Origin of the sequence: Paenibacillus sp. A3M_27_13, assembly GCF_024213315.1 — a bacterium.
GTDB lineage: Bacteria > Bacillota > Bacilli > Paenibacillales > Paenibacillaceae > Paenibacillus > Paenibacillus polymyxa_B.
The window spans coordinates 198,819-220,847 of the sequence record NZ_JANAVE010000010.1; the positions used below are offsets into that span (position 1 = coordinate 198,819).

The following is a 22,029-nucleotide window of genomic DNA, read 5'->3' on the forward strand; positions in this document are numbered from 1 at the left end:
ACGCCATCGCGGGCAATCGTGTCGACGATGTCTTCCGGGTTCTTTTCCCCGCCGACTGACAGCAGGCTCACCTTTGAGCCGACCAGCGACCACCAGAACAGCTCCCACACCGACACGTCGAACGTGAAGGCCGTCTTTTGCAGAATCGTATCTTCCGTACTCAAGCCGTAACGATCATGCATCCACAAAATCCGGTTCAGCACGGAATGATGCTCAACCATGACGCCCTTCGGTTTCCCCGTGGAGCCAGAGGTATAGATGACATAGGCTACATGGTGTGGTCCGGCCAGTGGCTCCAGATTCGAGCCATCTTCGTGGTAAATGTCCTCGCGATCCAGCACCAGCACCTTGCCGTCGAAACTCAGTGATGCTTGCTCCGCCAGATGCGATTGCGTCAGAACTAGCTTCGCGCCCGAGTCCTCCAGCATAAAGCGGATACGATCCGCCGGATAGTCTGGATCGATGGGCACGTAGGCTCCGCCTGCTTTGATGATCGCGTAGATGCCTACGATCATGTCCAGCGAACGGTGAACCAGTATGCCTACAGGCTGATCTGGTTCAACACCTTCCGCACGTAGCGTCCGAGCCAAACGGTTGGCTCGCTCATTCAGCTCCGCGTAGGTCAACGACTCCGCTCCGCATAGTACCGCCACTTGCTCCGGTGTGTTCGCTACCTGCTGCTCGAACAGCACACTTAACGTCTGATCCTGCGGATAGGCTGCCGCCGTATCCCCCCAGACCTGAACGATCTGTGCCTGTTCTACCGGTGTTACCAATTCCAGCTCATTCAAACGGATATTCGGATTGTCCACAATTTGTCCGATGACATGGTCGATATGCCCCTGGATACGCTCCATGGCAGACCGACTATACACCAGAGCATTGTATTCAAGCAGGATGGAGATATCCTCGTCAGGCACGACAATCAGGTTGAAATCGTAGTTGGTTTGCTCGGCAAGTGCCACATTGGCAATAGAGAAGCCATTTTGTGCTCTTGTCTCACCGGAACCGCCCATCTGCTTCATCTGTTGCCCGATCGGGTAGTTTTCAAAGACCATAATGTGATGAATCAGGTCTTGTTTTTGTGCAGTCAGTGCCTGAATGTCGTATAACGGGAACGTGTCATAGACACCAGAGGCCAAAGCCTGCTCCTGTGTGCGCTGCAATACTTCTGCAAATGTAGCATCCGGTGCACTGCAAATGCGTACCGGAATCGTGTTGATAAACAACCCGATCATATTCTCCACACCCGGAATGTCTGCCGGACGACCGGATACCACACCACCAAATACAACGTCCTGATGATTATTGTATTGCTGTAAAATAACGCCCCACACGCTTTGCAGCAAGGTGTTAATCGTGACATGTTGTTGCTTGGCCATTTGGTTCAATGCCGCGGTCCGTTCTTCACCCAACATAAATGGCAGCTTTTCTGAAACATAGCCGGAACGGGAACCCGCACCGCTTCCGTCTGGTTCTTCATCCCGTGCGACTACAGAAGCTTGTGCGTTCTCACCAGGCAACAAGGTTTGCTGCTCATAACCCGCCAAATAGTCACTCCAATAACGGGTCGCTTCCTGTGCATCCTGATCTTCCAACCATTCGATATAGTCACTATACGGCTTGACAGGTGCGAGCTCTGGCTGCTTGTGCTCCAGCAGGGCAACATAGGCACCAAACACTTCATCCGTCACCAGCGACAGGCACCAACCGTCCATCACAATATGATGGAAGCTCCATACAAAACGGTAGGAGCTATCACCCGTGCGGAAGACGGTTACGCGCATGAGCGCATCCTTGCCTAAATCAAAGTTTTGAGCTTTATCCTGGGCCACAAATTCAGCTATAGCGTGCTCACGGCCTCGGACATCCTCATAACGGAAGCTCGGATTTTTATGACGATAGACGATCTGCAACGGTTGACCATACCAGCCGCTGTAGAAATTCGTCCGTAATATAGCATGCCGGCTAACCAGCAGCTTCAAGCTTTCCTCGAATAGGGACGGCTCCAAGTGGCCCTCCAGATCAAAGGTCGCCTGCTCAAAATACACGCCTGTTTCTGCATTCATCAGACTATGGAACAGCATCCCCTTTTGCATGGGGGTTAACGGATACATATTTTCCAATTCCCCAACCGTCTTGGTCTGCTCCTTAATCGTATCTAATTGCTCCAGGGTCAGACCTTTTAGCAATACATCACTTGGAGTCAATTCGGTCCGCTCCTGCGTAACACAATGCTCGATCATTTCAAGCAGATTGGATTTTAACAGATTAGCCAGCATGTGGACGGTGTCCTTACGAAAGGCTTTGCCGTTATACCGAATGCCCAGTTCCAGGATGCCGTTCGTTACGATTCCGCTCACATCCAGAGCATATTTCATCTTCGTCCGGTCACTAACGACCGATCCAATCGAGTAAGGAGACATACGCATATCGCTATTTTGCAAGTCCTGATCAAACTGGCCGAGATAGTTAAAGCTTACTTGTGGCTCGGCAAAAACTTGATGTTGACCAAGGTGCTGTGCATCTGCTTGCTGACCAACGGCTTGGCCGGATTCACTCAAATATCTCCAGATTCCGTAGCCCATTCCTTTATTCGGAATATGACGCAGACTCTCTTTGACCTGTTTGATGCGTCCCGACAAGGCGTGATCACGACCGATGTCCAGCAATACAGGATATTGACTCGTAAACCAGCCTACCGTACGAGAAATGTCCATATCCGGCAAAATGTCCTCACGTCCGTGTCCCTCCAGGTTGATCAGGCTGCGTTCATGGCCGGTCCATGTGTACAGCATCATGCCCAAAGCAGTCAGAAGCAGATCATTCACTTCCGTGTTATATGCGCGGTGTGCTTGCTTCAACAGCCGTTCAGTCTCTTCTTCCGTAAGCTGGACGACCACTGTATCCGTGTCAGCCAAGGTAAATGGCTCAGCCTGCGCTTGATCCTCAGGCAAACGCACTTGGTCAGCCCAAGCGGCTGCGTTCAGTTGCTCCCAGTAGGTGTGTTCACTGTCCATAGCTGTGCTATTCGCATAGGTGGAAAGTTTTTGTGACCAGGAACGGAAGGAATCCGTTTTGTCCGGCAGCTGAAGCACTTCCTGATGAACAGCCTGTTCATAGGCAGTAGCCAAATCCTCAAACAAAATACGCCAGGATACCCCGTCCACCGCCAAATGGTGAATCACTATCAGCAGATGATCCCCATCGGCACAGTGGAACAAACCAGCCTTTAACAGCGGTCCTTCTTGAAGCTGGATACTGCTTTGAATTTCGGTGGATTTCGCTTCAATTGCCGCGCTGAGCATGGCTTCATCCGTCAAATTTCTAAAGTCCAGCACGTCCAGGTGATACAGCTCGCCTTCCTGTATTCTGCGGTTCCACGCTTTATAGCCTTGCTCGGTCTTGCTGAACACCATCCGCAGAGCATCGTGGTGCTCCGTCAGCTTGCCAAGCGCCTGACGCAAAGCAGCTTCGTCAAAGCCCTGCTCCCGGTGCAGCATAACGGCCTGATTAAAGTGATGCGCATCCACTTGCTCCTGTGCAAAGAACCCGTGCTGGATCGGAAGCAACGCCGTATCTCCGCTCACTTCTCCCTGATCTGCCATACGACTGACCTCGTGCATATGCGGTGCCAGGGTTGCGACGATGGGATAGCGGAACAAATCCTTCATGTCCAGCTTGTAGCCTGCCTGGAACGCACGGGACACGATTTGAATCGCCTTGATCGAATCGCCACCCAGGTCAAAGAAATTGTCCAACATTCCGACGGTTGGCACGCCTAGGACGTATTGCCAGACCGCTACGAGTGCCCGTTCCGGTGCAGTGCGCGGCTCTACATAATCCGCTCCGCTTTGCAGGCTGCCTTCCGGTGCTGGCAGGGACTTGCGGTCGGTTTTACCGTTTGGTGTCAGCGGCATCTGCTCCAACTGAATGAAATACGACGGCATCATATAGCTTGGCAGCTCCCGCCCCAGCTCATGTCTCAGTTCACCGGCTCCAAGCTCTTGACTCGCGACGTAGTACGCCACGAGCTGCGTTTGACCCGTTTCGTCCCCACGGGCCATGATGACCACTTCTTGTACCGAATCCACCTGCAACAGCTGCGATTCGATCTCACCCAGTTCGATCCGGTAGCCCCGGATTTTTACCTGATGGTCCATCCGCCCCAAATATTCAATGTTGCCGTCCGGCGTCCATCTTGCCAAATCGCCTGTATGGTACATCCGCTCATGGCCTGCCTTGCCACCAGCAAATGGATTATTTACAAATTTCTCAGCCGTCAGTTCTTCACGTTTCCAATACCCACGGGCTAATCCTTCCCCTGCAATACATAACTCGCCCGGCACACCGACGGGCTGCAACTCTCCACTCGCATTCATGATATAGATTTGGGTATTCGCGATGGGACGTCCGATATTAATGTCTTGAGCATGGGTCAGTTCCTGTACGGCCGACCACACCGTCGTTTCTGTAGGTCCGTACATGTTATAAATGCGGGGACCGTTTATTTCTTGCAGTGCTGCGAGCAGCTTGGACGGAAGGGCTTCACCCCCGACCATAATGACCTTCACGTTTCGCAGCGCGCGGGAACCTGCTTCATGACCCAGCAGCATTTGCAGCCGGGATGGGGTCATTTGCAACATCTCAATAGAATGTTGAGTAATCAACTCACCAAGCGCCTGCGGATTCACCTGATGCTGGCGGTCGCCAAGCACAACAGACATTCCACCCAGCAGGGGCAGGATGGTTTCCAAGACGAAAATATCGAATGAAATGGTCGTGAGTGACAAAATGGTTTGGCTCGTTTCAAAGTCAATGGCTTCGCGCATCCCGGTAATAAAGTTGAGTACCGAGCGATGCTGGAGCATAACTCCTTTCGGATTTCCAGTCGAACCCGAGGTATAGATGACGTAAGCCAAATGCTCTGGGCGGGCAATCGTCTCCAGGTTGCTACTTTCTCCCTGATACAATGCGGCATCCTCAAGAAACATGGTATTGGCATGGCAATGGTGCTCTTCTGCCAGCTCACGACTGGTCAGAAGCACTGCGGCCTCGCTGTCTTCCAGCATGTATTCAATACGAGAGGACGGAAATTCGGGATCGATTGGCACATAAGCACCACCTGCTTTGAGAACGGCCAGCAGACCTACGATCATTTCCACTGAGCGCTGCACCATCAGACCGACCAGCTTGTCAGGTCCTACTCCCTGGGCTTGAAGCATTCGGGCCAATGAATTTGCCCGTTCATTCAGCTCCCGATAAGTCAGACTCTGATTTCCAAACACCAATGCCACTTGGTCTGGCGTACACTCCACCTGATCCTCGAACAGCTGATGGATCGTCTGTTTGGACGGAAATGCACAAGCAGTGTCATTAAATGCTGCTGTAATCTGTTGCTTTTCCGCTGCTGTGACCAATTCCAACTCTTCAACCCGAACATTTGGGTTGAGCGAAATTTGCTCCAGGAGGCGGGTAAAATGTCCATACAGACGCTCAATGCCTGCTTGATCAAAGCAGAGCGTATTATACATAAACCGAATCTTAATACCTTCTCCCGGCATAACAGCTACGTTCAGATCGTAGTTGGTTTGCTCTGTAGCCACCACATTCGAAATCGTGAATGGTTCCTGTCCTTTACCTCCCAGCTGCTCTACCTGCTGCTCCACCGGATAATTTTCAAATATCATAATATGATTGATTAAATCCTGCTTCTGCTCGGTGAGTGCTTGAATTTCATACAGCGGGAAGGCATCATAGGCATTGGAAGCCAGTGCTTGCTGCTGTGTTCGTTTCATCAGCTCGTTAAAGGCTTCGCCCTCTTCAGACTGCACACGCACTGGAATCGTATTAATAAATAGCCCGATCATGTGCTCCACACCTGGAATATCGCCTGGACGACCAGACACTACGCTACCGAACACGACATCCGAACTGTTGTTATATTTTTGCAACAGAACGCCCCATACGGTCTGAATCAACGTGTTGACCGTCACCTGATTTTGCTTCGCCACCCGTTCGATCTGAGCAACCAGCTCCGGCTGGAAGTCACATTCCAGATCTTCAGCAACATATTCCCCATCTTGCATCGATTTAGGCTGTGTTTTTTGCTGAGGAAGCGTAATTTGCTGCTCGTAGTCTGCCAGATATCCACGCCAGTATTGCAAGGCTGCCTCACGGTCCTGACGCTCCAACCATTCAATAAATCGACTAAACGGCGTGACAGGCTCCAGCGTTGGCTCATGACCCGCACGCAGTGCCAGATAGCTACCGAATACCTCCTGTGTCATAAAGGACAAGCACCAGCCATCCATCAAAATGTGATGGAAGCTCCAAACAAAGTGGTACGTATCATCCCCGGTTTGCAAAATGGAGACACGAATGAGTGCATCCTCTGCAAGATTGAATCCTTTCGCTTTATCCTCGATGACAAAAGCTTCAACACAAGCTTCTCGTTCCTCTTTTTCTAGTCCGCGCAAGTCTTCATAATATAATTGCCCGCTACGATTACGGAAGACGACCTGCACAGGTTCATCCTTCCATGAACTGATAAAGTTCGTCCGTAACGCCTCATGACGCTGTACGAGCAAATCAAAGCTTTTGCTGAAAGCAACCACATCAAAACATCCATTCAATTCAAAGGTTGCCTGCTCAAAATAAGCTGCCGAACTCTCATCCATTAGACTGAAGAAGAGCATGCCCTTTTGCATCGGCGTCAAAGCATACACATTTTCTAGTTCACCCATATCTTGTGTATCTTTCACCAATTGCTCCAGCTCGTCCAGCGTTACATGTTTTAACAAGACATCACTTGGGGTCAACACCGTTCTTTCCTGCGCAATGCAATGGCTAATCACCTCACGCAAGCCGGATGCCAGTAGTTCTCCAAGCCGTGCAATCGTTTCGTGCCGGAATTGTGTGGTACCGTAGCGAATAGTGAACATCAGCTCGCCATCCTCGATTAATCCATTGATATCTAGTGCAAAATCCATAGCCGCGTTCGTGCTAACAGGCACACCAATGGAATAGGAGGAACGCTTCAGATCGTTACCTTTATAATCCTGATCGAATTGGCCCAGATAGTTAAAACTGATCTCAGGCTGAGTCTTTAACTGCACGCCTGCTTTCTCCAGAACATTCATATCTGACAGGTATCGCAAAATACCATAACCGATGCCTTTTTGCGGAATATGACGCAGCCCTTCCTTGACCCGTTTAATCAGCCGAGCGGTATTTCCACCTTGTCCCAGACTTCCATCCAGTACAACCGGAAATTGGCTCGTAAACCAGCCGACTGTGCGCGTAATATCCACGTCGGGTACAACGGCTTCCCGTCCGTGGCCTTCCAAGTTAACCAGCACCCGTTCGGAACCAGACCATTCATACACGGCTTTGCCGAGTGCGGCCAGCAGCAGGTCATTCATTTCCGTGTTATACGCGCGATGAGCTTGTTTGAGCAGCTGCTCGGTTTCCTGCTTCGTCCAGCTGACTGTCACTACCTCGCTGTCTCCAAGCAGAGCATTGTCATTCGCAAAATCCTTCGGCAGAGGCTTCGCGAGGCTGGCTTCCGCCTGTTCGATATGCTGCCAGTATGCAAACTCCCGCTCCATCGTCACACTATTTGCGTAGGCTGACAGCTGTTTGGCCCATACCTGGTAGGAATCTGTTTTATGCGGCAATCGGATGGCTGTGCCTGTTTTACCTGCAACGGCCTGCTCATATCCGGCTGCCAAGTCCTCCAGCAAAATGCGCCATGATACACCGTCCACAACCAAATGATGAATCACGATTAGCAAATGGTCGCCTCCAGCGCAATGGAACAGACCGAGCTTCACAAGTGGACCCTCGCTCAAGTGAATGCTCGCTTGAATTTCACTCGCCTTGGCTTCTACTGCGGTGGATTCATCTTCAACTCCGCTAAAATCTACGATGTCCAGCGTGTATAGCTCGCCTTCCACCACACTGCGGTTCCAAGCGGCATAGCCTTGCTCCGTCTCACGGAATACAGTGCGCAATGCGTCATGATGCTGGACAATACGTTCCATCGTACGGCGCAGCGCGTCGACGTCAAAGCGCCCGGCTCGATACAGCATCATCGCCTGGTTGCTGTGGTGCAGATCAACCGGCTGCTGCTCGAAGAACCACCGTTGAATAGGTGTCAGATCTACCTGGCCTACTGCCTCTTCCTGGCTGGCAATCTTGCCATCTGTACGAAGCAAAGGACTGAGTGACGCTACCGTCGGATTGCTGAACAAATCCTTCATGTCCAGTCGATACCCTGCTTGCAGCAATCGGGATGATACTTGCAATGCTTTGATCGAATCGCCGCCCAGTTCAAAGAAGTTATCCTGCGTGCCTACCGTTTCGGCACCCAGCACCCCGGCCCACACTGAAGCTAAAACCTGTTCTACCGTAGTACGTGGAGCCACATAGGCTGCGCCGGTATGGATGCTTCCTTCCGGTTCCGGCAAGGCCTTGCGGTCGATTTTGCCGTTGCTCGTCAGCGGGATCATCTCCAGTCGCATCAAGCGTGCCGGCACCATATGTGCTGGCAGTCCGGCTTCCAGCTCCGCCTGTACCTCCTCGATCCGAAGCTCCGCTTCTCCCGTGATGTATCCGCACAAATACTTGTGTCCGCGTTCGTCCGTCCGGTCGATGACTACCGCTTGACGCACACCCGGCACCCGCTGGATTGCCGTTTCAATCTCGCCCAGCTCGATCCGATATCCCCGGATTTTGACCTGATAATCCATCCGGCCGATAAAGTCCACATTGCCGTCCGGCATCCACCGCGCGAGGTCACCTGTGCGATACAATCGTTCACCCGCTACGTACGGGTTCGCTACGAATTTCTCGGCCGTCAGATCCGCACGGTTCAGGTATCCCCGTGCCACCCCGGCACCGCCAATGCACAGCTCGCCCAGTACGCCGATCGGCACCGGATTCAACTGGCTGTCCACGATGTAAAATCGTGCGTTCAGCCACGCCTGACCAATCGGCACACTGCCGCTGTCCGGCAGCTTCGACAGTTCTTCGTCGTAGAAGCTGGAGTCGATTGCCGCTTCCGTGACGCCATAGCTGTTCATAATGCGAATATCCGCACCAAATCGTTCTTGCAGCACTCGGTAATCCGTCACGCTGCAGCTATCCGAGCTGGTGATCAGCAATTCCAGACCGCTCATGTCCAGCCCGTGTTCATGCACATGCTGCATAAACGGTACAATCAAGGCCGGGGTTGATTCGAACACCGTAATCTGATAGTCGCGAATCCAGCCGTATAGACGGCTTGGGTCAATGCGATCATCTTTCGGACAGATGACCATCGTGCCACCGTTATAGAGCGCCCGCGCGATATCGCCGACGAACACGTCGAAGGAGAAGCTCGCCAGCTGTAACAGGCGTACCGGGAACTGGTTCAGACGGTAATCCCGGCGATAGGCCGCAGCCGTATTCACCAAGCTGCGATGCTCAATCATGACCCCTTTTGGACGCCCCGTTGTACCGGACGTGTAGATCACATACGCCAGATCCTGCGGCTCATTGATATGTTCCACATCCGTGGCATCCCCGGTGTACAACGACTCATCGTCCAGCGCCAGTACGGTGTGCAGACGCAAGTTCGCTGCGGATTCGGATGCTGCTTCGCTATCAGACTCCGAATCTGATTTCAAGCTTAATCCCTCATTAAGGCTGTCTCTTTCCATCGTTTCAATGCTAACCGCCGTTTCCAGCTCACCCTCAGCCTTTCCTTCGGCCAAAGCCCATCGGCTTTCATTCAGCCATGCTTGGGCACGCTCCTGCAAACCTGTTTGAGTCAGTAGCACCCTAGCGCCGCTGTCCTCCAGCATAAAGCGGATACGGTCAGACGGATAATCCGCATCTAAAGGTACATATGCACCTCCGGCTTTCCATACCGCCAATACGCCGACCAGCATGTCCACCGAGCGCTCGCTCAAAATACCAACAATGGATTCGCGCCCAATGCCTTCATTCCGCAATCTACGAGCAAGTTGGTTCCCACGCTCGTTCAGCTCGCGATACGTAAGCTGCCGCTCCTCGTATACAACTGCCACGTGATTCGGCACAAGCTGCGCTTGTTCTTCCACATAGGCGTGGAACAACCCTTCTGATTGCTTTTCATCACTCCATGCAGATACGCCCACTGATCCAAAACCGTCGATGATTTTCGCTTTTTCCGAAGCAGTCACCAACTCAAGCTCATCTACCAGCGCATCTGGTCTGTTAATCGCTTCTTCAATAATATGCAGCAAATGCCCGCGGATTTGCTCTATAGCTGTACGTTCCAATACTCGCGCGTTGTACTCTAAATGGACATGAATTTCATCACCCGGCACAACCGTAATGTTGAAATCATAGTTCGTTTGCTCCGATACGGAAGCATTTGTAATCGTAAAACCATTCTCACCACGGCTACCCATTTGCTCCATACGCTGTTCCACTGGGTAGTTTTCAAACACCATAATATGGTTCACCAGGTCCTGTTTTTGCTCTGTCAGGGCCTGAATTTCATACAACGGATAGGTTTCATAAGCACGGGAAGCCAGTGCCTGCTCCTGTATCTGCTTCATTAACGCAGCAAACGTAATATCTTTCTCACTGTGAATCCGTACAGGAACCGTATTAATGAACAAACCAATCATTTTGTCTATGCCCGGAATATCCGCTGATCTGCCGGATACGACACTGCCAAATACAACATCCCGACTGTTGTTATACCGTTGCAGCACAACGCCCCATGCTGCTTGCAGAAGGGTGTTGACCGTCACTTGCTTTTGCTTAACCAGCTTGTTCATCCGTTCCGTCACTTCGCGGCCCAGTGTAAACGAAAGCTTGTCCGCTTCATATTCTTTAGCGTGACCGTCCAGCTGTTTTGCCTGCGGCAATACCGTCTGCTGCTCGAAACCAGCAAAGTAATCACTCCAGAACCGTTCAGCCTCCGCGTTGTCCTGTCGCTCCAGCCATTCAATATATTCGCTGTATGGCGTTATCGGGACAAGCTCCGGCTTGCGGTCTTCGAGGATGGCAAAGTACGTATTAAATGCTTCCCCCACAACCAGGAACAAACACCAGCCGTCCATCAAAATATGGTGGAAGCTCCATACAAAACGGTACGACTCCTCGCCTGTACGCAAAACAGACACCCGCATCAGCTCGCCTGAGCTGAAATTAAAACCTTCGACTTTGTCACGCTCAGCAAAATCAGCAATGTATGCGTCCTGCTCTTCTTGTCCCATTGAACGCACATCTTCTAAACGGAACCCGGCATGTTTGTGGCGGTACACCACCTGTAAAGGCTGCTCATTCCAGCCGCTATAAAAATTCGTTCTGAATATTTGATGTCGATCCACCAGTTGATTTAAACTTTCGGCAAAAGCCTCCACTTGAAAGCTGCCTTGCAGATCAAATGTCGCCTGCTCAAAGTACGCCCCGGATTTCGGCTCCATTAAGCCGTGGAACAGAATCCCTTTTTGCATGGGTGTGAGCGAATAAATGTTTTCCAGTTCTCCCGCAGCAGCCGTCTGCTCTACAATATGATCCAGCTCTACAGCCGTCAGTCCTTGGAAGGACAAATCGCTTGGCGTCAGCTCTGGCAACTCTTTTTCCACACAGTGAGCCAATACCTCACGCAAGCTCTCCTGAAGCAGATCAGCCAGCTTTTTGATTGACTTTTTCATGAACATTTTGTTGCTGTAGCTGATCGTCAACTCCAGTGCACCGTCCGTGATCATGCCGTTGATATCCAGAGCATACCGCTTGGTTAACGTGTCACTAATGGAAGCTCCGATGGAATAAGGAGACATGCGAAAGGCATTATTCTTTAAATCCTGATCGAATTGTCCGAGATAGTTAAAGCTGATTTCCGGCTCGCTGATAAAAGGTGCTTCCCCTTCCCTGTCAGCAAGATATCTCAAAATCCCGTATCCAATCCCTTTATGCGGCAAACGGCGCAGTCCTTCTTTGACGTTCTTGACACGCCGTCCCACATTCTGTTCCTCGCCCATATCGAGTACAACCGGGAATTGGCTGGTAAACCAACCGATCGTACGCGTAATGTCTACATCCGGCAAAATGGCTTCCCGTCCGTGCCCCTCCAGATTTACAAGCACCTGACGGATGCCTGCCCACTCCTGAATTGCAGTGCCCAGAGCTGTCAGCAACAGGTCGTTTGCTTCCGTATTGTAGGCGCGATGAGCTTGTTTCAAGAATTGTTCCGTTTCTTGTACCGTCCACGCTACTGTCAGTGTCCGATCATCGCGAAGCTGTGGCTTAGCCTGAGATTTACGAGTGTAATCTTTAGGCAAGGATGCCTGACTCTTCCCTGCTTGCTCAATCTGCTCCCAATACGCACGCTCATTCTCCAACGCTCCACTGTTCGCATAAGCGGATAGCTGATCTGCCCACAGACGGAAGGAATCCGTTTTGTTGGGTAAACGGACAGACTCGCCCTGTAAAGCCTGCTCATAACCGGATGCCAAATCCTCTAGCAAAATACGCCAAGACACGCCGTCGACCACAAAATGGTGGATCGCTACCAACAAATGGTCTCCATCGGTGCAACGGAACAGACCCAGCTTCACCAAAGGGCCTTCATCTAGACGGATATTGCTTTGAATTTCGCTGGCTTTGTCCTCCAGCAAATGAGCAAAGTCAGACTCATTTGTAAAATCAACTACTTCGAGGCTGTACAATTCTCCTTCTTGCACGCCACGGTTCCATGCTTCATACCCACCGTCCGCATTTTGGCGGAATACGATGCGCAAAGCATCATGGTGCTCGACAATGCGTTGCAGTGCCTGACGAAGCGCCGTTTCATCCAATCGATCCTCACGATGCAGCATCAGAGCCTGGTTATAGTGTTCAGGATTGGATGGCTGCTGTTCAATGAACCAGTGTTGAATCGGTGTTAATGCCACGTTTCCACTGACTTCTCCTTGATCGGAAACACGGCTCACCCGCTGCACTCGTCCATTCAGCTCAGCAATCGTCGGATACTGGAACAACTCCCTCATTTCCAGCTTGTAACCATTTTGCAGCAGTCTTGAAGACACCTGGATGGCCTTAATCGAGTCGCCCCCCAGATGGAAAAAGTTATCCAGCACACCAATATGCTCAATACCAAGTACAGATTGCCACACAGACACTAGCGTACGTTCTACCTCATTACGTGCCGCTACGTATTCCTCACCGGAATCCACGCTTCCTTCTGGTTGCGGCAATGCCCGACGATCCACTTTGCCATTTGGTGTCAACGGCAATTGCTCCAACTGCACAAAATATGACGGTACCATGTAACCCGGCAATTCTTGGCTCAAGGCACTTCGCAGCTCGCTAGCCGCGATATTCGCAAGGGTGACTACATATGCACAGAGCTGCTTTTGCCCCTGCTCATCCTCACGTGCAATGACGACGGCTTCTTGCACCGCCTCCAGCTTCAGCAGCTGTGCTTCCACCTCGCCCAACTCAATCCGGTAGCCCCGGATTTTCACCTGTGCGTCAATCCGTCCTTTGTATTCCAACGTCCCGTCCTCATTCCAGCGCACCAAATCGCCTGTGCGGTAGCAGCGCTCTCCGCTGCGGAACGGGCTGTCTACAAACTTTTCAGCCGTTAAATCCGGACGGTTCCGGTAGCCACGTGCCACCCCGTCGCCGCCGACGATCAACTCCCCCCATGCCCCGACAGGCTGAAGCTGCATGGAACGGTCTACGACATACGCTGTGGAGTTGTGAATCGGACGCCCAATCGGCACCGCTTCCAATTGCACGCTGGCAATCGCATGAGTTGTAGAAAAAGTTGTATTTTCTGTCGGCCCATAGCCGTTAATGATCCGCAGGGACGGATGAGCCTCCAGCACCCGGTTAATGTGCGGTACGGACAGCACATCACCACCGACCAGCAGTTCTTGTACCCCCTCGAACAGCTCCAAGTCCTGCTGAGATAGCTGGTTAAAGAGCGGCGCAGTCAGCCACATTGTCGTGATACCATGGTTGCGCACGGCTTCCTTGAGCTTTGGAGCGTCCAAAATGACATCCTGACTTACCAGCACGAGCTGTCCACCATTCAATAGCGCACCCCAAATTTCGAAGGTGGACGCGTCAAAGACAACGGCGCCAGTTTGCAAAATGCGTGTATCAGCATCCAATTGCGCATAGTTTGTACTTTTCACCAAACGCACGACATTGCGATGTTCTACCATAACCCCTTTGGGCTGTCCGGTCGTGCCCGAAGTGTACATCAAATAAGCTAGTCGGTTTCCAAATTTACGTTCTTGTTCTCCAGCAGTGCTGTCTACGACAGACGAGGATGATTCATTTGAAATCTCATTTTTCAGATTTGTATAATTGGTATAATCCGCATGATAAGCCCCGTTTTGCTCCCAATGTACGGTATTCAAGCCTTGGTCATTCTCTGCCCCGTACACCTTAGCATCGCTCAGATCCAGTACGATTCCGGTGTATTCCTCCAGTTGCTGTTCTGCATGCTGCACCAGCAGCAACTTCGCCCCCGAATCTTCCAGCAGGTAACGGACACGTTCAGCCGGATAATTAGGGTCAATCGGCACATATGCGCCGCCCGCTTTGAGAATCGCCAACATGCCGACAATCATATCCGTGGAACGCTCAGCAACGATACCTACAGTTTGCTCGGCGGTAACACCGTGTCCGCGCAACGTGTGAGCCAGTCGATTTGCTTTTACATTCAGTTCGCCATAAGTTAAACGGGCATTTCCGAACACGACTGCTGTCTGATTCGGTGTACGTTCAGCCTGTTCCTCAAACAACTCATGAATGCCTGCTTCGTGTGGATATTCCACCGCAGTAGCATTGAATACGTCGACGATTTGTGCCCGTTCTTCCTCACTGATCAGCGACAATTCCTGTATCCGCTTGTGTGGGCCCTGCACCATATGCTCCGCCACACTCAAAAATTGTCGAATAATTCGAGCAATTTCCTGTTCACTAAACAGCTCGGTACGATAATCTAGGTACAGCACGAGTCTATCGTCATCCAGCATTTCAACCATGTGAATATCGAAGTCGTTCACCGTATCTCCGCAGAAATCGTTATCTACCTGCTGAATGGCTTCATCAAACCGGGAGAAACTCAATGTACGATACTGGATGGAAGCACCAAACAGACGCTGAATGTCCAGACTGCTTTGCTGTTCACGCAAATCCTGAATAATTTTGTTGTATGGGTAACGCTGATGCCGCAAAATGGACGCCTGCTCCTTCCCTACACCTTGCAAGAAGGTCAGCAGTTCGGATTCTGGTTCGACCAACAGACGCGTAGCCACGGTGCTGACGAACATACCGATGGTATCCTTTTCCTTCTTAGACGTACGGTTGGCATAGAGTGTCCCCACGGTTAGGTCCTGCTCTCCCGTCACTTTATGCAAATAAATATACAGAGCCGCCAGGAAGAACGTGAAAATACTAATTTTATGTTCCTCGCAAAAAGCCGTAACACCACGATACAACTCATGTTCCAGTATAAAGCTCTCCCGGCGTGCAGCTGTGCTCAGTGTCAGCGGGTTATATGATTTCAAACCTGTAGTCTCTGGCAAATCGGCAAACTTTTCTGTCCAGTACGTTTTGTCCTTTTGATAACGGTCTGATTGCTCATAGCTTTGCTCTACCTGGATAAAATCCAGATATGGATTGCCTTTGGTCGGTGCATCTTGACCTGTACCATGCACAATATCCATATAATGTCCGGTGATTTCATTAATGGCCTGATTCATGGACACACCGTCTGAAATAATATGATGCATTTTAAAATTAAACCATGTTTCTTCTGCTGCGAGCTGCAAGATAACAAATCGGTACAGCTGCGAATCCAACAATGAGAATGGCTGTGGATTATGGCGCTTTAACCATACATTCGCTTCTTCCGGGGCAACTTGGAGCGTTTCTATATTTTCCGCCGTAAACGGCTCTACATATTGATATGGAATCCCATCCTGAGCAGTGATCTTGATACGGAAAGAATCATTTTGGGCAATCACCCGGTTCATTGCTTGCTGCAAGGCATCTATACGAACAGTTCCCCTGATTTTTACTGTTGCAATAATTGTTGATGTATTCCGATTAGGATACAGAAGCTCCGTATACCAAATCCGTTGCTGTGGCTGGCTTAGCGAAAACAATTGAACATCTTGCTGTGTCATCCGTTTCTCTCCTCGCAAAATAGATATTGGTAAAAAGGAAATTCGCATATTTATGCGGTTTGTTCCTCGGGATGCTTTCGAAATTGAAGCTCATACAGCTCTGCATAATGACCTCCCTCGGCAAGGAGCTGATCATGGGTACCCTGCTCTTTCAGTTCGCCATCGGCAAGGACACAGATCGTATCCGCCCGTTCAATCGTAGACAATCGATGGGCAATAACTAATGTCGTACGATCCTTCATCAGCTCATTTAAGCCCTGCTGGACTTCATATTCCGATTCTGCATCCAAAGCCGAGGTCGCTTCATCCAACAGCAAAATCGGTGCATTTTTGAGCAAAGCACGGGCAATTGCGATCCGCTGTCTTTGACCGCCGGACAAATTGGCTCCGCGTTCACCGACAATCGTGTCGTACCCCTCTGGCAGCTCGCCTATGAAGCCGCTGGCATAGGCTGTTTTGGCCGCAGCCTCTACTTCTTCATCCGTGGCAGCCGGTGAGCCAAAACGGATATTATCCGCTACTGTACCGTGGAACAGCGTAGCCTCCTGTGGTACATAGGCCATTAAATCCCTGACCTCATCCAACGGAAATTCTTCTGCCAAGCGACCACGAACCCGCAGCACACCTTCGTCCGGTGGGTAAAATCCCAGCAACAGCTTCATGACTGTGCTTTTGCCACCACCACTCGGGCCGACAAGCGCGGTTACCTGCCCTTCTGGCACGACCAAGTTTAACCTTTGCAGCGTTGGATGGTCAGGCTGATAGCCAAAGGTGATGTCGTGCAGCTCCAGCGCAGCCGGAGTCTGTTCAATGGCGTGGTCTGAACGCAAGCTCTCAACATCGCCATAGAATCCCCCAGATTCACGGGCTGATAAAGCTGCCGTCTCGGGATCGATAAGCCTAGTCAGCGGTCCCTTCTTTTTAGCCGCGGGGAACTGCTCCTCTTCCTTCGACTCATCCAGAATTTCGCGGATACGCGCCAAGCCTGCCAAGGAGTTTTGTAACAGTGTTACAGCCGCCCCTAGCTCCAAAAACACCGTTGAAATACCGGTTTGCAGCTGCACAATCTGTCCCAATACCCCCAGTTCCATTTGCTTCTGCGATACCAGAATCAATCCGGCGACAAGCACACCGCCCAGCGTGATGAACTCTATGACAAAATTGCACATATCCTGCAAGCCCATATGACGTCCCTGCCGAATGCTGATGCGGTTTATGTCCTCGCTTGCATCGTTACAAAGTCCACCTACCTTTGTCCTCAACCCAAACAACTTCACCGTCTGCAAACCGGAAAGCAAATCACTCAATCGTTCCGTGAACCTGCTCATCCGTCCCTGTAACTCTTCACTCGTCTTTCGCATTTTCTTCGCGAAATGAGCGTTTATCCAGGCTGAAGCCAGCCCAAGTAAAACCGCCATAATCCCAAATCGCCAATCCAGAACCATCAAAATGACCAACGAGCCCAAGAAAAGCGAAATTTCTAGTATAATCGAGCGGATATGAACGGTGTAAGCCTGCTCCAGCGCCTGTACATCGTTCGTCATACGGGATACAAGATCACCCGAATGGTGTTTTTCGGCTTTTTCGTACGATAGCTTGACAATGTGGCCAAATAGTTTCATTCGTACATCGGCAATCGCCAGCTTTACACACCGTTTATACATATAGCTGCACAGGGGGGAAATAAGACTTAATGCCAAAAATGTACCACTGACCAAATAGACCGCTCGGTATAGCTCCTGTACATCGCCATTAACCGCAAAATTCAGCAAATAATGCACCACGAAAGAAAGTAAAATCGTGATGCTGGCATTGGTCAGACTATTGCCAACCAGCCCGGTAAAATACCATTTTCGATGCGGCTTCATCAGGGACATCAACTGCTTAAATTCATAAAACCCCTGCTTGAAGGTCACGACGCTCACTCCTTTCCTCAGGCAACGAATTACCGTTTTCCGCCGTATGCTGTTCTTCTTCAAAATTTTTCAAATACAGCTTTCGGTACACACCATCACGACCTAGTAATTCCTCATGAGAACCCGATTCCACAATGCTCCCCTGATCGAGTACAATAATACGGTTCGCCTTACGTACGGTTGACAGTCGATGAGCAATGACCAGTACCGTCCGGTTTTGCATTACCGCATTCATCGCATTCTGCACCTGAGCCTCCGACTGACTATCGAGTGCTGAAGTCGGCTCGTCCAATAAAAGCAGCGGAGCATTTTTCAGTAATGCTCTTGCTATAGAAATACGCTGTTTTTGACCGCCAGACAATCCGCCTCCCCGCTCGCTCAACAGGGTTTCATAGCCCTCGGGAAGTTGAACAATAAAATCATGCGCATGTGCCGCTTTCGCCGCCTCGACAATTTCTTCCCGAGTCGCCTCCAGACGTCCATATCCGATATTTTCTGCAATGGTGGCCGGAAAAAGCGACGACTCCTGAGATACCATCGAAATATGACTGCGCAGGCTTGTTAAATTCCAATCTGTCAAACTCTTTCCAAATAGTTGAATGGTTCCGGCATGCTCTCCAGGCTCATTAAATCCGCAAAGCAGCTTGAAAATCGTGCTTTTACCGCCACCGCTGGCACCGACAATCGCCACCATATCCCCTTGCCCTGCCTGGAAGCTGATATCCTTCAGCACTGTGTTCCCTTCATCGTAGCCAAAGGTCAAATGCTCAAAACTGACTACAGCAACACTATCAACGTCATCATCGCTTTCTGCTCCGCCTTCACTCATTCGGTTGGCTTCCCCATCTGCATCGTCTTTCAAATGAGGTGCCCTATTCTCTCGCCTCTGATCTACCAAGGTCATTTCGCCGTTCTGACGTTCATTCTGCCAATCCAGCACCTCAAACAAATGCTTTGCGGCTCCACCCGCTTCCTTCATTTGCGAAATGATTGTCGGCAGCATGGCAATCGGCTGTAATATGAACGAAATCAGGTATAAAAAAAGTACAATGCCTCCAGCATTCAGCTCTCCTTGTTGTATCAGGTATCCTCCGTATACAATGACCAAAATAATTGGTGTTGCCAGCATCATCACACCTACTGGAGTAATGGCTGCATAGCGCTTTTCTAGCCTTAAGCCGCGCTTGACGACCTCCTCCATAATCACCATATACTTCTTCAACAGCACAGCTTGCATATTGAATGCCTTGACGATAGGGATTCCTCCGATTGCATCTTGCCCCACAGCGTTCAAATGAGCAATTTTCTCCTGAAGATCTGCGGAATATTTTTCAATCGGCTTGCTCATTAGTGATGTTATGATCATTCCTATTGGCATGAGCGCAAGACTTGCCAATATCAGTTTCCAGCTTGTCAGTAAAAGCAATATGAGTGATGCCGTAAACACAAGCGGTAAATAAAACAGATTGGAAAACTGCTGGATAAAAAAGTTCTGTAATACTGCCGTATTATTGGTTAGACGGGATACCAAATCTCCGGTAAATTTCCTTTCCACGCTGGAAACCGGTAAATCGCAAAACTTATGTACGAGATCGCCTCTCAAGTCGCGCAGAGCACTAACACTAAAACGCGCTGAAGCGTACCTCATCACAAACTTACAGGGCATTCCAATTAGCGTCATACCAACAACCAGATAGATCATGTTCTGGGTAGAGGAGAATGTCCCCTGTGCCATTTGCTCAATAGCCTTACCCAAAATAATGTCAATAGCTGCCAAACACAAGGAGGCGATCACCGTTATGAAAACCCATAGATTATACGGCCTTACATAACGTGCGAGTCTCCGAAAAGCAGAATTTGATCGAAACAAGGGCATCCCTCTTTTCGTTGCCCACACTTTTTCAGTGGGAACTTTTTATATTGGCTGTGGACGTCGTTGAGATAAACTCTGGGTTTGGATGCATGAGTATCCGTACAGAATAAAATGCGATTTTGAACTATGCTGGAATTTGCATCTTGTTTGTGGGTTGGTTGTCGATTGTTGCTGAGATGGTAATAACGAAGTGTATCGTGATGTGTGGGACATTCAACTCTGTCTGAATCGTGGTTGTAGGGTGCTTGTGTTGTAAGCTGTATGAGCTGCCGCCGCGTGGGCCATCGGCGAGGATGTAGAAAGAATGTTCTCGACTGCGCTCATAACTTCTTGTTCTTGTTCATGGATGAAAAAGTGATTACCTTCGAACATCTGAACATCCATAGGTGATGTCGTATGCTGTTGCCAGGCATGGAGTGAATCTGTGCTAACCTCAAAATCCATCATTCCGCCTAAAACGGTCATCGGACATACCAGTGGATTTCCCGGCTGATAAACATAAGTTTCACATACCTTAAAATCTGCACGCAGACGAGGCATAATAATTTGCATCAATTCTGCATTTTGCAGCACCTCTTCAGGTGTTCCCTGCATCAAACGAAGCTCTTCGGTGAAAGAATCGTCTGCTAAATCATGGAGTCGTTTTTTGGAGTATGGAAGATGTGGTGCGGATTTACCAGATATGATGATATGCACAGGTAGCTTTCCAGTTTTGCTGTACAACTGTCGTGCTGTTTCAAATGCAATCAGTGCACCCATACTGTGCCCAAAAAAAGCGAACGGCTTATGCATGTATGGGGCCATAGCGGGAATCAACGATTGAACGATGTCCTGAAGAGTATCCATTGGAGCTTCTGTTGAGCGGCTTTCACGTCCTGGAAGTTGTATAGGCAACACGTTAATATCAGGCGCGAACCTAGACTTCCAAGAGTTAAATATGTAAGCGCCACCACCAGCGTAGGGGAAGCAAAATAGTTGGAGCTTCGCAGTCGGTTGGACCTCTGTTTTTGCGAACCAAGATTGTGATCGAGTTGTCAAATGAATTCCTCCATCCTCTATGCAGTTCATAATTTTACAGTAAATCCTTATATCTCTTTTTTTCTTCCAGCACTTTCTAACTGTTTTTAAATATACAAACTTTAAAACCGCTTGGCATGGGACAAAAGGGCTAAATTGATGGAGCTCATAAAAATAAAACAAAATCCATATTATGTTATTTGTTTCCAAACTTCAAAAGCAACAATTTCACTTTTTGTATTAGTTATCTGTCAATCATGATCTGTTAATTTAGTTTAAAACGAAATTTTTGGTTTTCACGAATTTTGTAAAACTAAACTCATTATGATTTACATTGAAGCTCCAACCCCTTATCCTACAACAATTTTATCTTTACATGCCATTAACATAAATGTAACAAATTCAACCTGATATCATCCGACAAATTCCGCCTTTTTCCGCAACTCTCTTTAACCTCCTAAATAATGGATCGAATTTGTATCAAGCTCACATAAACCAAAATTAATAACTCTTTAATTTTGTAATAAATATTGTTATTTCATAGTCCTAAAGGGCCATATTTTGCATATTTTTTTCTGACTCTTCGTCTAAAAAATTCAGTTCGGATTGAGTTTTTCTCTCCCAAAGCTATGAATTTTCTTTTCAAACTCTAATAGAAACGTTTCTATCTCGCTTCAAAAGTACCTGTTCTCTAGAAATTTATAGCCTTACTTTTAATCTTCCCCCTCAAAAAACAGTAACGGCAAACAGCAAGGCTCCCTGTTGTTGGAGACTTGCTGCTTTATAAATTTCATTATGTTTGACTTCACTATCGGTCGATATGCAGAGTGTTGTAAGCTTTATTGTAGTTATCCCCCAATCATATTAATTTAGTGGAATGGAGTATATGTATGGGTTTCTTGTATATTTTCCAAAACGCGAAAGCCTTATGGTATACAAAAAGAGCACAGCCCATCAAGGCTGTGCTCTTTTATCTTGCTTGGCGACGTCCTACTCTCCCAGGACCCTGCGGTCCAAGTACCATCGGCGCTGG

At 49.5% G+C, this 22,029-nt stretch carries 4 protein-coding genes (1 of these 4 cut by a window edge); all 4 read right to left on the reverse strand.

The genetic code is table 11. The features are described from left to right. Positions 1-16,190, reverse strand: partial view of a non-ribosomal peptide synthase/polyketide synthase gene (locus tag NLX82_RS24590; protein ID WP_254349203.1) — the beginning only. Its footprint begins 26,044 nt before the window's first position; the window shows 16,190 of its 42,234 coding nt (coding positions 1-16,190); the start codon lies at positions 16,188-16,190; its stop codon lies beyond the left edge, outside the window. Positions 16,191-16,240: 50 nt separating this feature from the next. Then, positions 16,241-18,106, reverse strand: a complete 1,866-nt coding sequence (locus tag NLX82_RS24595) for an ABC transporter ATP-binding protein (protein ID WP_028541394.1) — start codon at positions 18,104-18,106, stop codon at positions 16,241-16,243. After that, positions 18,081-19,976, reverse strand: coding sequence for an ABC transporter ATP-binding protein (locus tag NLX82_RS24600; RefSeq protein ID WP_254349204.1), 1,896 nt, complete (start codon positions 19,974-19,976; stop codon positions 18,081-18,083). Before NLX82_RS24600 ends, NLX82_RS24595 begins: the two co-directional genes overlap by 26 nt. A 216-nt stretch (positions 19,977-20,192) precedes the next feature. Beyond that, positions 20,193-21,017, reverse strand: a complete 825-nt coding sequence (locus NLX82_RS24605; protein ID WP_023988445.1) for a thioesterase II family protein — start codon at positions 21,015-21,017, stop codon at positions 20,193-20,195. Between the last annotated feature and the right edge of the window lie 1,012 nt (positions 21,018-22,029).